This is a genomic window from Clostridium fallax (assembly GCF_900129365.1).
Taxonomy (GTDB): Bacteria; Bacillota; Clostridia; order Clostridiales; family Clostridiaceae; genus Clostridium_AH; species Clostridium_AH fallax.
The window spans coordinates 26213-42578 of record NZ_FQVM01000020.1 but is presented as its reverse complement, the minus strand read 5'-3'; the positions used below and the strand labels follow the sequence as shown (position 1 = coordinate 42578).

At 26.5% G+C, this 16366-nt stretch carries 10 protein-coding genes and 3 pseudogenes; 1 reads left to right on the top strand and 12 read right to left on the bottom strand.

What is annotated here, in order from left to right:
* Positions 1-245: 245 nt before the first annotated feature.
* The 4 genes from yidA to BUA70_RS09695 all read right to left on the bottom strand — a co-directional run bounded on the left by yidA (position 246) and on the right by BUA70_RS09695 (position 3828).
* Entirely contained in the window at positions 246-1055 is an 810-nt protein-coding gene (gene yidA, locus BUA70_RS09710) for a sugar-phosphatase (protein WP_072896809.1), read from the bottom strand.
* A 243-nt stretch (positions 1056-1298) separates the two neighbouring features.
* Positions 1299-2342: an aldose epimerase family protein gene (locus tag BUA70_RS09705; protein WP_072896807.1), complete on the bottom strand. Its 1044-nt coding sequence runs from the start codon at positions 2340-2342 to the stop codon at positions 1299-1301.
* A 277-nt stretch (positions 2343-2619) separates the two neighbouring features.
* Complete coding sequence (locus BUA70_RS09700; RefSeq protein ID WP_072896805.1) at positions 2620-3141, bottom strand: DUF5780 domain-containing protein; 522 nt, start codon at positions 3139-3141, stop codon at positions 2620-2622.
* Between the two features lie 129 nt (positions 3142-3270).
* On the bottom strand, positions 3271-3828 hold the full coding sequence (locus tag BUA70_RS09695) for a DUF5780 domain-containing protein (protein ID WP_072896803.1): 558 nt from the start codon (positions 3826-3828) through the stop codon (positions 3271-3273).
* A gap of 329 nt (positions 3829-4157) precedes the next feature.
* Between BUA70_RS09695 and BUA70_RS09690 the strand changes: the two genes are divergently transcribed.
* A complete protein-coding gene (locus tag BUA70_RS09690; RefSeq protein ID WP_072896800.1) occupies positions 4158-5750 on the top strand; it encodes a peptide chain release factor 3 in 1593 nt (530 codons plus the stop codon).
* Between the two features lie 173 nt (positions 5751-5923).
* Here the strand turns inward: BUA70_RS09690 and BUA70_RS09685 are convergent, their stop codons facing one another.
* The 8 genes and pseudogenes from BUA70_RS09685 to BUA70_RS09660 all read right to left on the bottom strand — a co-directional run bounded on the left by BUA70_RS09685 (position 5924) and on the right by BUA70_RS09660 (position 16186).
* Positions 5924-7987, bottom strand: coding sequence for a hypothetical protein (locus BUA70_RS09685; protein WP_072896798.1), 2064 nt, complete (start codon positions 7985-7987; stop codon positions 5924-5926).
* Positions 7988-8169: 182 nt separating this feature from the next.
* Complete coding sequence (locus BUA70_RS09680; protein WP_072896796.1) at positions 8170-9864, bottom strand: N-acetylmuramoyl-L-alanine amidase family protein; 1695 nt, start codon at positions 9862-9864, stop codon at positions 8170-8172.
* Positions 9865-10062: 198 nt separating this feature from the next.
* Positions 10063-10125 (bottom strand): annotated as a pseudogene (locus BUA70_RS13430) (hypothetical protein); the annotation flags it as partial.
* A 3-nt stretch (positions 10126-10128) separates the two neighbouring features.
* Positions 10129-10602, bottom strand: a pseudogene (locus BUA70_RS13425) (choline-binding protein A); the annotation flags it as partial.
* A gap of 9 nt (positions 10603-10611) precedes the next feature.
* Positions 10612-12072: pseudogene (locus BUA70_RS09675) on the bottom strand (C1 family peptidase); the annotation flags it as partial.
* A 243-nt stretch (positions 12073-12315) separates the two neighbouring features.
* Entirely contained in the window at positions 12316-13335 is a 1020-nt protein-coding gene (locus BUA70_RS09670) for a LacI family DNA-binding transcriptional regulator (protein WP_072896792.1), read from the bottom strand.
* A 378-nt stretch (positions 13336-13713) separates the two neighbouring features.
* On the bottom strand, positions 13714-15030 hold the full coding sequence (locus BUA70_RS09665; RefSeq protein ID WP_072896790.1) for an ABC transporter substrate-binding protein: 1317 nt from the start codon (positions 15028-15030) through the stop codon (positions 13714-13716).
* A 325-nt stretch (positions 15031-15355) separates the two neighbouring features.
* Complete coding sequence (locus tag BUA70_RS09660) at positions 15356-16186, bottom strand: Cof-type HAD-IIB family hydrolase (RefSeq protein WP_072896787.1); 831 nt, start codon at positions 16184-16186, stop codon at positions 15356-15358.
* Positions 16187-16366 lie beyond the last annotated feature (180 nt).

Genomic DNA, 16366 nt, shown 5'->3' with positions numbered 1-16366 from the left:
ATCAACTCCAAGCCTAGTATCTAATAACTTGTAAATTTCTCTTTTTAAAAGATTTACCTGTGAAAAACCTCCTAACTTATTTGCTATCTGATTTAAATTGCCATTAAGTAATTAAATATTAATTTTTTAAGTATTTAAACTAATCTATAATACTTTTAAAGTAAATCTAATTATATTTTATATAAAATATGGTTTAAATAATTAGTTTACTTATATGAATTTATACTAAAATATAACCTAATTTCTTAAGCTTCTAATATAAATTTATTTATAACATGAGCTACTCCATCTTCTTCATTGGTTTTAGTTATATAGTTTGCTTTTTCTTTAAGTTCTTCAAAAGCATTACCCATAGCTACACCAAGACCTGCAAATTCTATCATATGTGTATCATTTCCTGCATCCCCAACGGTTATAACCTCTTGAGGTTTTATATTTAAATGATCACATAAAGCCTTTACTCCAGATCCCTTATTAGCTTCAGGATTTAAAAATTCACTAAAGAATGGTGCACTTCTTACCACTGTATACTTTTTAAATATATCTTGTGGTAATTTCTTTAATGCCTTCTCTAACTCTTCTGGCTCATCTACTAACATTACCTTTACTATTTCATCATTATCATTAACTTCATCTACATTTATCTCAACTACAGGTATTCCGTTTATTCTTCCCTCTAACTCTGTATATTTAGTTTTAATAGGAGTAATAAGCTTTCCATCTTTAGAAAAAGCATGCATATTAACGTCTAATTCTCTACTTAATTTATATAATTTCTTAAAATCTTCTCCTCTTAATCCTCTAGTTGTTATAATTTTTTTACTCTTAGTTTTTTGAACTTGAGAACCATTATAACATATTACATAATCATCTTCTCCATATAGTTCAAGTTCTTCTAAATATCTTTCTAACCCTTCTAAAGGTCTTCCTGAAGCTAAAACTACTTTAACTCCTTTTTCTTTTGCCTTTTTTATAGCTTCTTTTGTTTTTTCTGATATTGTTTTATCTTCTTTTAATAAAGTTCCATCCATATCTAACGCAATTAATTTGTACATAAATTTCACCTTCTCCGTTTATTTCAATAATTTATCCTATGTTTTTATATTTTAAAATTAGTTATAAAAACTTTAAAATCCCTAAATTTAGTCTAAAAACCTACAAAGATTATTTTACTTTTTTATTTTAAAATAATCAATCCTTAAAGATTCTAAAGAGTGAATATTTAAATATTTCATTTTTAAACTTTATTATAAATATTAAAATGAAAATATTTTATAAAGTGTAATTAAATTTTTAACCTATCTTAAATAAAATTTAAAAATAGTTACTACTTTATATTCCTCTTCTGCTCTTAATATAGATTGTTCTTTAAAAGCTTCATTTATTCCTATAGATGGTCTTTGAGTTTCAAAACATATTCCTCTTCTTGTTTCATTACTTCTGCCACTAGTTAAAACTTCTTTATCACCAAAGTTCGCTGTATATATTACAACTGATGGATTATCTGTAAATACATCCATACATCTACCATTTTCCTCATTCCATAATGTAACCTTAGAGTCTTTTCCATTATTTAATATCCAAGGATGATCATATCCCTTTGCAAGATTTAATTGGTAATCATCTTTATTTATATCTTGTTCTATTATCTTAAATTCTTTAAAGTCAAAAGGTGTTTTATAAACCTTTTCCTTTATTCCTTTTAAAGCATAACTATCATCTAAAGGCAAATATTCATCACTATTTATTTTTAATTTATGATTTAAAATATTCTCTTTATCTTCTCCACTTAAATTAAAATAAGAATGATTAGTCATATTAACTAAAGTATCCTTATCTGATTTACCATAATATTCTAAAGCAAGACTGTTTGAGTTATCTAATATATAATTAACTTTAACTTCTAAATTTCCAGGGAATCCTTCTTCTCCATCCCTACTCTTTAAAGATAATGTTAATTTAATCTTATGCTTCTCTTCTTTAAAGTCACCTTTCCAAAACCTTCTTGAAAATCCCTCCATTCCACCATGAAGATTGTTCACTCCATTATTTATAGGTAAATTATATGTTTTATTATTTATTGTAAATTTCCCCTTAGATATTCTACCTGCAGTTCTTCCAACTATTGCACCTAAATAAGAATCTGGTGCTTCATAACTTTTTATATCTTTAAATTTTAAAACTATATTTTCAAAATTATTATTTTTATCTGGAACTATAATATCTGTTATAATACCTCCATAATTTAATACAGATACCTTCATACCATTATCATTAGTTAAAGTATAACTAACTACATCTTTTCCTTTTATTTTTCCTACTACCTTCTCTTCAAATCTCATATTAAATAACACCTCTTTATACACTTAGTAAAATTTATTTATATAACCCATTAATTTTTACTATATTTTTTAGTAAAATTATTTATTGATTTTATTATACAAAAATATAGCAAACTTTAATATAAAAATAAATAAATTATTCTCTTAGAATTTCTTAAATAAAAACCTTTATAAATAAAACTCTAGTATACATAAAAAAATTACCTCTTCTTATGAGAGATTTTTAATCTCTCATAAGAAGAGGTAATAAGATTAGTCTTTTATTACATTAATAAAATTATTTTATATTATCAGTTTTCCAAATTTTAAAATATTTATTGCCTTGCATTTTTTCTCCTTCAAACTGATAAGTATCTATACAAACCTTTATTTTCTCAAGCTTTCCATCTGGATACACTTGCCATCCTACTTCCTTCATATCATTTGGTTTTATATCTATATTTTTTGTTTTTCCCATATAGATATCATCATTACCAAAATTAAACTTTATGCATTGATCATCTTGATTGTAGCCTATAATGCCTACTTCTATTGATTTTAATATTTTATCAGTATTATTTTTTAATGTTATATTTACTAATTGTTCACCAATACTATTTTCTGTAACCTTTAAGGATTCTATAGTTATTTCTTTTAGGTCATTATTTGCCATTGACTCTACTTTGCCTTTATCTTTTGAGTTACTTGGCTTTGCATCAACCTTAGAATTGTTTTGCATGTTTGCCATAATTACTCCAACTATAAAAAAGCCAAGAAGTACTAAAGCCCACAAAAATTTACCTTTTGTTTTTTGTGTCATAAAAACCATCCCCTAACTATTTATTTTTTTCCTTAATTTAATAATATCAAATTAAGCTAATATTTGTAATAATTACTCATTAAAGTTAAGAAAAGGTTCTTATATTTAAGATATTAGACACAACTGTATTTATTTAGTTTGCTTTTGTAAATCCTTTAAAGATTCTTCTCTCCATTGTTTGTAATATTTATTAGCAATATTCTTACTTCCTTCAAATTCATATGTATCAACACAAGCTTTTACTTCTTTTAGTTCTCCATCAGGATAAACTGTCCATCCAAGCTTTTTAGTTTCACTTGGTTGAAGATTAAGATTTTCTGCTCTACCTATGTATATATCATCATTTCCAAAGTTAAAGTTTACTGTTTTTCCATCTTTATCATAGCCTACAATACCTAAATCTACATCTTTTAATACTTTATCTGTATTGTTTTTTAATATAATAGTTATAAAATCTTCACCTGTACTATCCTTTGAAATATCTAAAGACTCTATTACTACATCCTTTGTATTTTTTACCTCTTCTTTTTCATTTTCTGATGAAGTTTTAGCATCCTTATTAGCTGTTTCTTCAGCTTTGGCTGTAATATTAGGATCTCCTTCGAATTTGGAAATAATTACTCCTCCAATAAATAATCCAACAAGTACTAATGTCCAAAGTAATCCACTTTTTGTTTTTTGTGTCATAAGATCATCTCCTAGTCTCTATTTTTAGTTATCTACATAAATAATACCAAATTTACACAATAATAAATATGATGATATTTAAAATTCAAAAAACATTTTTATAGTTTTTAAAATAGAAATAAAATTATATATTTATTCAAATATATTTCCTGTTGTGGATTTTTAAAAGACAGGGTAAAATAGTAAGAGTATATTTTAGTCTTTGTAAAAGTTAGTAAACATTTAAATTATTATTTATTTGATCTTTTACATTTTTATTTCTAGGGAAATAAATCTTATAATATAATAACTTACATTTATTTTGATAATATTTTAAGGAGGCAATTTTTGTGAGGGATTTAAGAAAAGAAATCGAAAAAAGAAGAACCTTTGCTATAATTTCCCACCCTGATGCTGGTAAAACAACATTAACTGAAAAATTTCTTTTATATGGTGGTGCTATAAGACTTGCAGGTTCTGTTAAAGCCAGAAAAGCATCAAAACACGCTGTATCTGACTGGATGGAAATTGAAAAACAAAGAGGTATTTCTGTTACTTCCTCTGTAATGCAATTTAATTATGACGGATATTGTATAAACATACTTGATACTCCTGGTCACCAAGATTTCTCTGAAGATACATATAGAACTCTTATGGCTGCTGATAGTGCAGTAATGGTTATTGATGCTGCTAAAGGGGTAGAGGCTCAAACCAGAAAACTTTTCCAAGTATGTGCTTTAAGAGGAATTCCTATATTTACTTTTGTAAACAAAATGGATAGAGAAGCTAGAGATCCTTTTGAACTTTTAGAGGATATAGAAAGTGAACTTGGAATCAAATCTTATCCAATCAATTGGCCTATAGGTTCTGGTAAAGAATTTAAAGGAGTTTACGAAAGAAATTCTAATACAATTCAAGCTTTTGATGGTGGAAACCATGGTCAAACTGAAGTTGAATCAGTAACTGGTGATCTTTCTGATCCTATATTTAAGGATTTACTTGGTGAACCTCTTCACGATAAACTTATGGAAGATATTGAACTTTTAGATTATGCCGGTGATGAATTTGATATAGAAAAAGTGAGAAAAGGAGAACTTACTCCTGTATTCTTTGGTTCTGCATTAACTAACTTTGGTGTTGAACCATTTTTAAAGGAGTTTTTAAACTTAACTTCTTCTCCACTTTCAAGAAACTCTGATATTGGAGAAATAGATACTTTTGAGGAACCATTTTCAGCCTTTGTATTTAAAATACAGGCTAACATGAATAAAGCTCATAGAGATAGAATAGCATTTATGAGAATTTGTTCTGGTAAATTCCAAAAAGGAATGGATGTTAATCATGTTCAAGGTGGTAAAAAAGTAAAACTTGCACAGCCTCAACAATTCTTAGCTCAAGATAGAGAAATTGTTGAAGAAGCTTACGCTGGAGATATAATAGGTGTATTTGATCCTGGTATATTTTCAATTGGTGATACTTTATGTGTAAACCCTAAAAAATTCAAATTTGAAGGAATTCCATCCTTCGCTCCAGAACACTTTGCAAGAGTAAGACCAGTAGATACAATGAAAAGAAAGCAATTTATAAAAGGTATTACTGAAATTGCTCAAGAAGGAGCTATTCAAGTATTTAAAGAACTTCATATAGGAATGGAAGAAATCATCGTTGGTGTTGTTGGTGTTCTTCAGTTTGAAGTTTTAGAATATAGACTTAAAAATGAATATAACGTTGATATAAAAATGGATAGACTTTCATATAGATATGTAAGATGGATAGAAAATACTGATTTAGATGTAGACTCTTTAAATCTTACATCAGATACTAAAAAGGTTAAAGATCTTAAGGATAGAAATCTTCTTATATTCCAAAATGATTGGGGTATAAGCTGGGCGTTAGAACATAATAAAGGATTAGTTCTTTCATCTATTTCTAAAGAAAATTAATTGATTCTTATAAAAAAGTGAGAAACTTTATAATTAAAGTTTCTCACTTTTAACTTTCTTATTTTTATCAAAGTTTATATGAAAATTCTTTAGAATAATAATTGTTCCTAATTGCATTTTAAAAATTATTAAAATCTTAATTAAAGTTTTTTAAATTAATTTAATTGATTTAACTAATTCATAGCTCCACTACTACTAATAGTATATCCGTCTACCATAGTATTTAAAGCCATAGCTCCTGATTCATAAAAGTAATACCAATTACCATCTATATACTGCCATCCTTTAACCATGCTACCATTACTAATTAAGTAATACCAAGTTCCTTGTATTTGTATCCAACCAGTAACCATTTTACCTAAATCACTCATATAGTACCAATTATTATTGTCTTTTATCCAACCAGTCATCATTTCTCCTGTACCATTTAGATAATACCAATTATTATTATCTTTTATCCACCCAGATAACATAGCTCCAGAATTATTTAAGTAATACCAACTACTCTTATACTGAATCCATCCCTTAGCCATAACTCCATTGCTATTTAAATAATACCATTTGCCTCCATCTTTTATCCATCCAATTTTCATTTGCCCATCACTATTCATAAAATACCAGTTTTTATCTATGAAATTCCATCCATAAACTTCTTCTCCAGATTGATTTAGATAGTACCAATTATTATTTAAATTTATCCAACCCTTTTTCATTATTCCATCTTTATTCATATAGTAAAATTTATTATTTATTTTTTTCCAACCTATTGATACTACCCCATCTTCCCCCATATAATATTTATTATTATCTATTGTGTTCCATCCTTTAGCTAACTTTCCATTCTTATAAAAATAATATTTGTAATTATCATAATTTACCCAACCAGTTTTTAATGTTCCATCATTATTCATAAGATAAACTACATCATCTATCTTATTCCATCCCTTTGCCATCTTACCATTATCTTTTAGATAGTATATTTTATTCTTATAGTCTAGCCAACCAGTCTTCATTTTACCATCTAAGTTCATATAATACATGTTTCCGTTATCTTTAATCCAACCGGTTTTCATTTCACCATTTTTATCAAAATAATATGTATCTCCATTTTTCTTAAACCATCCAGTTTTTACTGAGCCATCTTCATTCATATAATAAGTATGATTATTTATATTGTTCCATCCCCTTAATATAACTCCATTTTTATCTCCATAATACAAATTACCATAAATCTTTATCCACCCACATTGCCTTATTCCATCATTACCTAAATAATATCTATTATTATCAACATATATAAATCCTGTCTTCTTTTGTCCATCTTCATAATAATACCAATTATTATTCTCTTTTAACCACCCATTACTTGGATTACTTACTTCAAATTCATATAATCCTTGAGAGACTTTAAAAAATCTTTGACTAATAGCTAAGTAAAACTTTCCTGGAACTAAATTCTTAAAGGTATATCTTGTTATTCCATCCTTTTCATAGTCCCTTTTATTTGGCAAAATTATATTACCCATCCTATCCTTTAAAATAATTTTAAAGTCATCCTCTATGTTATATTTTTTAAATTTTACAACTAAAGATTCTTCATTTAAATCTAATTTATAATAATCTGTTTCATTTTCATACCCATTTGGATTTAATACACCATAATAATTTTCATTAAAACTTATGTAATTTGCATCACTCATTGCGTTATTAGATTCTTTCTCAAAATTATTTGTTTCTGTAAAACCTACCTTGTATGTTAAATTTATAGGATCTTCTTTTATATTTACATTAAAAAATAATCTCATATAATATGTACCTGGTTTTAATCCTATTATCCACTTTTTATGACTGCCATCTTTATTATCACAAAATATATTATTAGATTTTATATATGTTTTTGATCCAGAATCATTTTGTAAAATTAATGATGTATAGCATTCATACCCATTACCCTTTAAAGGTACTTCAATGTCTATAGTTGCAAACCCCTCATTTTTAACAGTAAACTTTGTCCATAATCGTGGTAAGCTATTCTCTATAGATAAATTATAATCTTCATTTAAATTTATCTCTTTTGCTGTAGATTTTGTACCATATTGAGGATTTAATATCTCATGTATATTATGAAAAATTCCTTTAGATTTGTTATCATAAGCAAAAACATTAGTAGATGTAAAACATACTCCAGAACATATTAATGTAATTAAAAGTATTGATTTAATCTTATTTTTTCTCATATCAACCTCTCCTAATATTCTTTAAATACCTTTTATTAATTATACCATTTATACTAATTTATGTATAATTTGTTATAAGTTTTAATTATTATAATATAAAAAATATACTTTTATATATAAAAAATAAGCTAATAGAAAGTAAAAATACTTTCTATTAGCTTATTAATTTATTTTATAATTTATTAATTTGTTGCTACTCCATTGCTATCTATATTCCAGCCATCTATGGTAGTATTAGTTGCCATTGATCCACTTTCATATAAATAATACCAATGTCCATCATAAGCTATCCATCCTTTAGCCATAGCCCCATTGTTATATAAATAGTACCATGAACCGTTGATTTTATTCCATCCAGTTAACATAACCCCACTGCTATTTAAATAATACCAAGTATTATCTTGTTGTATCCATCCTATTTGCATAGCTCCAGATGTTCCTAGATAATACCAATAGGATCCATCACTAAACCAACCTGTAGCCATAGCTCCACTAGAATTCATATAGTACCAATTATAATTTATTTTATTCCAACCAGTTACCATTCTTCCACTATCATTTAGATAATACCATGTTCCATTATCATTAAACCAACCAGTCTTCATTGCACCAACATCATTTAAATAATACCATGAGTCTCCAACAAACACCCAGCCAGTTCTCATTTTTCCATCATCACCAAAGTAATACCATAATCCATTAAGCTTTTGCCAATTAGTTTGTACAGTACCATTCTCATCCATATAATAATGGTCTCCATCTAAATTAGTCCAGCCAGTTTTTAGTACTCCTTCATCATTTGCATAATACTTTTTGCCATAAACATCGATCCAGCCTGTTTGTCTTGCACCATCTTTATCAAGATAATATTTTTTTCTATCAATAGTTACAAAGCCTGTCTTCTTTTCACCATCTTCATAATAATACCAATTATTATTTTCTTTTATCCAACCATCTCTATTGTTTTTAATTTCAAAACTATAAAGACCTTGAGTAAATCTTGGTAGTCCACCTTTAATATCTAAATAAAACTTTCCAGGTTCTAATCCATTAAAATAGTAATCAGTTGTTTTTCCATTATATTCTTTTTTATTTGGTAATATAGAATTACCCATATAATCAATTAACATAACAATAAAATTATTATCTACATTATCCTTAGTAAAAGAAATACATACTCCCCTATCATTTAAGTCAAATTTATAATAATCGTTATTGTTCACTATACGATTATCTTCATTTATTACGCCATAATACTTTTCGTTAAGTGATACCTCATTAGCATCTTCCATTGAATTATTTGTCTCTTTTTCAAAATTATCTGTCTTTATATAATCAACTTTATAATATATAGGAACTTGTATATCTTGATTTATAGGAGTTATACAGTTTAAGTTCATATAATATGTACCAGGCTTTAATCCTACAACCCATTTTTTATAACTTTCCCCATCTTCTAATTCTACACTTTCATTATTTGTATCTAAATAAACTTCAGATCCTGACGTATCTTCTAATCTTAAATTTACCCTACACTCTTCTCCATTACCTTTAAGTGGAACTTTAAGATAAACCTTAGCTATTCCATTAGATGGTATCTCAAATCTTGTCCATATATTTCTTACTTTTTTAGTTGCTATAAATTCTTCTGTATTATCTAAAGAAATTTCCTTAGCTGAATTTTTTGTGTTATGTTTATTTTCTTCATTGTTATCTCTATTATTAATTAAACTTCCAATTCCTGAACCTATTGTATCAATTACACTATGTATTTTATCTTTATCTAAACTTAAAGCATATGCTTTTGTAGATCCTATAAAAACATTAGTTATCAAAAATGTACTTAAAAGTACTGAAACTATTCTCTTTTTTTTCACTTCAATTCCTCCCGTTTATTAATAGTATAATGACATAATTATAACACCTGTTACATATTTGTACATATATCTATAAACTATAGTTTTATTATTTAATATTATAAGAGAGCTTTTTATATATAATCAAACATTAAATTCATTGAATATTATCATTTTGTTAATATTTAATTCACATATTGTGAGTTTTCTAAATCTTTTCTAATTAAGAATACCAGAACCATTAAAATAATAATCTTTATTATCTATACGCTGCCATCCTGTTAACATAGCTCCTGAATTATTTAGGTAATACCAATTTCCTTCATATGAAAGCCATCCTTTTGCCATACTCCCATTAGAATTTAAATAATACCAGTTACCATTGTCAAATATCCATCCTATAGTCATAGCACCACTACTATTTAAATAATACCATTGTCCATCAATAAAATTCCAACCAGTTAGCATAGCCCCTGAATTATTTAAATAATACCAATTGACACCATTAGAAAACCATCCCTTTTTCATAGAACCATTATCATTTAGGTAATACCATATATTATTATCCATTAACCATCCCTTTGCCATACTTCCATTGGAGTTTAAATAGTACCAGTTACCATTATCAAATATCCATCCTATAGCCATAGCACCACTGCTATTTAGGTAATACCAATTACCATTGATAAATTTCCATCCAGTTAGCATAACACCATTATCATCTAAATAATACCATGTATTATTTAAGTTTATCCATCCTTTTTTTAAGGCTCCATTATAATCTGTATAATACCATTTTCCACCATAATTTATCCAACCGGTTTTAACTACCCCATTATTAAAATAATACCAAGCTCCAGAATTAAATAACCATCCATTATTTAAATGTATACTTCCATCGTTATAACCATTATTATTTATATCGTCTGTATATATTCTTCCAGCTACACAAGAAACACCTTCCCTTACCATTCTACTTTCTCTTATAGATGTAGCATTATTTTTAAAAGGATTTACATATACCTCTTTGGGAGATTTATTATCTTTATTTTTATTTCTGGAACCTCTTACATAATATCCAGAATTATTTTTATAAATTTTTAAAACAAACCCAAAATTATTCTTATTTTGAGGAATTATAGGATTGTCTAACTTTATAGTTTTAAATCCAAGCTCATTAAAGTAGACATCTTGTATTTTATTTTCACTTGTAAGTCTAGAATAATAATCTTCACTGTTTATATTTTCTAAATAATATAACTGAGCTCTATTTCCCAAATCATTATATACTCCTAAAGCTTTAATAGCTTCATTATCTCCAATCTTATCCATCATTATAGGTAAAATATATGAATCATCATCAACTAAATATTTATACCCTTTGCTTAAATCTTTATTATATGTACCTGCATAAACATTCTGATAATTATAAACACTTTCAAATTTATCATAAGTCATATGTATACTATTTTTTATAGTACAATCGTCATAAGACATATATATATATGGTTTATCATTTCCCCAACTGTTTTTACATATAAATGCTCCATCTCTACTAGGTTTTTCCCCTATGAAATTATCTCTAGAGTAATTATCATCCCAACCTATTATTAGTATTGCATGATTTACTGAATCATCATAATAATTATATAATGTACTATTATCTTTTAAATAATATGTGTTTATTTCTGTTGTGACGGAACCATATTTTTTTACATATCTTTTTATTGTGTCTATGCTATAATCAGGTAAAACAATTGCATCTTGAATGTGGAATCTTACTTGTGCATTTTTATTGGAATGTATATTGCTTATAACTGGAGGATTAGGGTATGGATCATCACTTTCAAAAACAGGTCCTTGCCATGATGCTAAATAAGAAATTGCAATTAGTGGATTTCCTCCAGAATTAGGTGATACTATTTTATTATTTACAGCTATATTTATTTCTGAAAAATCATAAGTTCTATTATAATTTTTTCTTCCAGCTATTTCTAAAGCCCCAGTACACTGAAAAGCCCAACAGTCTCCTATATCTCCTTGATTTTTAACAGGGGTTACATATCCATAATCTCTTGAGTCGTAGCTACTAGGTAATAGATTATCTGATCTATTAGAAAAATTATTATATGAAATGTTCTCATAAACTTTAGCATTTGTAACTTCACTTGGCACTATAAAAAGTATCAATGACAAAATTAATGTTAAGGATATAAAGTTCTTTTTCATAGCAGTCCTCCTTATTAAAAATTATACTAATTTAGCTTATATATTTTTATCGTTATATTAAGTATAAATCATTAGGACTTTACAATAAAAAGCCCTTATTTAGCATATTGTTAAACTTTCCACTAATAATATGCCAAATAAGGACAAGTATCATATATTATCTTTCAATTATATTTTTTAATGAGAAAATTTTAAATTTCTTTCAAAGACAACTTAAGCACTAATATAATTTAATATAAAATTTTACTTTTTATTTAAGTCTTTACATGATTCTCCTTCTATAAGCTTAATAGGAAGTACTACTTGCTTATGATTTGACTCTCCTTTAATTAAATCAAAAAGAAGCTTTACACTTTCTTTCGCCATATGATCCATAGGTTGTTTTATGCTTGTTATTGAGGGTTCATAAAACTTTGCCATTTCTAGTCCATCAAAACCTATTATTGAAATATCTTCTCCAACTTTCATATTGCTTCTAAATACTGCCTTAGCTGCTCCAATAGCCATTATATCAGAAATTGCAAAAATTCCTGTTATGTTCTTATTTTTCTTTAAAAGATTTAATGTTTCTAAATAAGCTTTGTTAAAATCAAAATCCCCTAAAAGTACTGATTTTTCATCAAATTCTATATTATAATCTTTTAAAGCCTTTTTAAATCCTTCTAATCTTAAATTTCCTATACACCAGTCATCTGATTTCCCTAAAATTATTGCTAAATTTCTATGTCCTTTTTCTATTAAATATTTAGTAGCTTCATACCCTGCTTTTTTATTATCTATTCCTATCACAGATATATTCTTAAGTTTTGTTCCTTCATCTGTACTAACAGAAGTTAAAACTATTGGTTTTTTTATATTTATTAACCTATCATCATTTAAATTTTGGAAATTCCCTCCAAGGCATATTACCCCTTGAAGCCTTTTTTCTTTTATAAATGCTACTACTTTATCAATGTCTTCATCAGAACTATTATCATAATGTTGAAGAATCATTGAATAACCTTGCTTTTCTATTTCACTACTTATAGTTTTTAATATTTCTGCGAAAAATGGGTTGTAAACTCCTTTTAAAAGAACTCCAACATGTTTTAAATTATTTCTTTTAAGCATTCTTGCTCCATTATTAGGAACAAAATTAACTTCCTTTATTATCTTTAAAACTTTTTCTCTTGTTTCATCTTTTACATCTGGATGATTGTTTATAACTCTTGAAACAGTACTAACACCAACCCCTGAAATTTTTGCTATGTCCTTTATATTCATAGTTTCTCCCTCACTTTTTGCCTTACACTAAAATAATTCATCAAATAAATTAGTTAATTTAATTCTTCAACCAAACAAATTCTTCCATAGAAATTATTAACAAAATAATTCATAAAAGTTTAAAACTCATATATTTACTACCATAAACTCTAAATTTAATCTTTTACATTAAACTTTATACATTAATAATATACCCTACTATTAACTATTAATCTATTCTTTATATAATAATTTTTATTGCTTATCTACTTTTTCTTTTAGTTAATTATTATTACTTAACTTTAAAGTTAAATTACTAAGTATTATTCGATATAAATTTATCTTCTAAAAATATAAATATCTTTAGAAACCTAGTACTTCTACAAGGTAGTTTAATTATTATTTATTTTTTCTTTCTTGTGACCAACTTTCTTTAGAATCCTTTACTAATTGCTCCCATGTCATATCTCCGGCTATGTATTTTTGAATATTTATGCCAATCTTATCAGTTCCCCAACCAGTTGGATATCCCATAAATACCCATGGCATAGTTTTACCATCACTAGCATATTGTAATATAGCTTTAGATAAGGCATCCTTTGGCTTTAAATCTTCACCTTCATATCCTTTTAATGCTGGTATAAATTTAAATTCATTTATAATCATCTTTTTCCCTTCATCAGATGTATATAACCAATTTAAGAAAGCTTTAGCTTCTTTCTTAGTTTTATCATCTTTGCTAGAATTAACAGCCCAATACATTGGAACTCCTACTGGAATACATCCTTCCTTTATTCCTTCTAATGGCATTGGCAAAATTCCAACATTTTGTGCTAAATTTGGATCTATATCATTTATAGCATTAGTTACCCAGTTGCCTTGTTGAATTACAGCAACCTTTTTTAGTGAAAATTCTTTTTCTACTTGAGTTGAATAATCCACAGTATTTATAGACTTATTTGTTCCATCAGGTTTATAGGCATATTTTATTTGTAAATCTAATAATTTCTTTAATTGAGGATTATATTTAAATTCTATATTTTCTGCATTAAATGCAGCAGTACTATCTTTAAATTCATTAGCAAAATCAACATTTGTTAGGTGTAATCCTGTTATCCATGTTTCTTTTCCTGGTAGTGCCAAAACAGCATCTATACCTAAATCACTCTTCATTGAGTCTAGTTTTTTAAAAGCTTTTTCTAAATCACTATAGGTTTTTATTGAATCCCCATCTATTCCTGCCTTTTTAAAAATTTCTTTATTATATATAAATCCATAACCTTCTTCATCAAAAGGCATTCCATAAATTTTACCATCTATAGTTACTGGATTAAGAGTTCCATCAAAAGCTTGTGATACCCAAGGTTCTCCAGATAAATCATCTAGCTTATCTTTCCAATCTGCAACATCTTGTGGTCCTCCAACATTAAATATAGCTGGTTCTTTACCTGATGCAAATTTAGATTTTAAAGCTGCACCATAATCATCTCCGCCACCAACAGTCTCTACATTAATTTCAACATTTTTATTTTTCTTCATATACTCTTGTGCTGCTAATTCTAAAGCATCTTTTGCTTCTGCTTTAAACTGAAAAATATCTATAGTTGTTTGTCCCTCTGTCTCAGCTCCAGTATTTTCTCCAGTACACCCTGTAAATGTTCCTCCTATTAAAGCTATCATCACTGTTGCTAAAAGCTTAATGCTTTTTCTTTTCATATATAACCCCTCCATAACTTAATTTTTAGTCTTTATAAATAAAATATATAAAAACTTTAGAACCGATTCCAATCTTTATAACTAAACTTTACAATGAAGAGAAAACATTTTCAATAAAGTAGGAATTTATTCATTATTTATTAATTAAGCTGTATTTATTTGTATTTTTTTGTTTTATTTGTTACGTTTTATTAAATTTTTAGTCTTGAAATTAAAAAAAAGACTATGAAATTAAAAAAATTTGCGAATTTCATAATCTTTATAAATTATTGTATTTATCTAAATTAAATTTAAACTTTACAATATAAGTATATATAGTTAAAACTTATTTATTTAATATGAATTTATTAATAACCTTTGCTACACCATCATTAATATTAGTATCAGTAACATAATCTGCTTGTTCTTTTATTTCATCATTTGCATTACCCATTGCTACACCTAATCCGGCATATTTTATCATAGAAAGATCATTTTCATTATCCCCTATGCATATTATTTCTTCTCTTTTTACACCTAACATTTTAGCTAAATTCTTTACTCCATTGCCTTTAGAAGTATTTTTATTCATTACTTCTATATTATTTTGCCAAGAACTTACTATTTCAAATTCATCTAACTCTTCTAACTCTTTTCTAGCTTTTTGTAAATCTCCAGTTTTATTAACATCAACACATATTGCCTTTAATATTTTACCTGTATATTCCTTAAGTGCTGTTTCGAAGCTATCCACTACATCAATTTTTACCCTCATGTCTTCTGGCAATTCTTTATTCATAATTTTATAAGCATGATTTTCTGGTAAGTCTATTTCTGTTATTACAGTATCACAAGTATTAAAATAAGTTAAAAAATTATATTTTTTTATCACATCATATATTTTATATAAGTTTTCCCTTGGTATAGGAGATTCATATATAATTTCTTCTTTATCTTTCTCCTTTATATATCCACCGTTAGATGAAATAATTGGTGCTTTTACTCCTATTAAATCTGAATACATTTTAGCAGATGTAAAAAGTCTTCCTGTTGTAATAGCAATATGAACACCTAACTCTGTTGCTTTTTTTAAAGCTTCTTTATTTTCTTTACTTACCGTATGATTTTCTCCAAGTAATGTTCCATCCATATCTATACAAACTAATTTATATTTCATTGCTTTCATCCTTTCAACTTTTATAATTAAAATTTTTTAATATTTAAGCTAAAAACTATTATATCAAAAAAATATATAATAAATTTCTCATACTATATTTATTAAAATATATTTTATATATCTATATATTAAGGATTCCTTTTTTTATATTTTTTATTAAATGATTAAAAATATAATTTC

Coding starts and splice junctions, on each gene's coding strand:
- BUA70_RS09685 (WP_072896798.1), bottom strand. CDS start 7,987: ATGAGAAAAAATAAGATTAAATCAATACTTTTAATTACATTAATATGT.
- BUA70_RS09705 (WP_072896807.1), bottom strand. CDS start 2,342: ATGAGATTTGAAGAGAAGGTAGTAGGAAAAATAAAAGGAAAAGATGTA.
- yidA (WP_072896809.1), bottom strand. CDS start 1,055: ATGTACAAATTAATTGCGTTAGATATGGATGGAACTTTATTAAAAGAA.
- BUA70_RS09700 (WP_072896805.1), bottom strand. CDS start 3,141: ATGACACAAAAAACAAAAGGTAAATTTTTGTGGGCTTTAGTACTTCTT.
- BUA70_RS09660 (WP_072896787.1), bottom strand. CDS start 16,186: ATGAAATATAAATTAGTTTGTATAGATATGGATGGAACATTACTTGGA.
- BUA70_RS09695 (WP_072896803.1), bottom strand. CDS start 3,828: ATGACACAAAAAACAAAAAGTGGATTACTTTGGACATTAGTACTTGTT.
- BUA70_RS09670 (WP_072896792.1), bottom strand. CDS start 13,335: ATGAATATAAAGGACATAGCAAAAATTTCAGGGGTTGGTGTTAGTACT.
- BUA70_RS09665 (WP_072896790.1), bottom strand. CDS start 15,030: ATGAAAAGAAAAAGCATTAAGCTTTTAGCAACAGTGATGATAGCTTTA.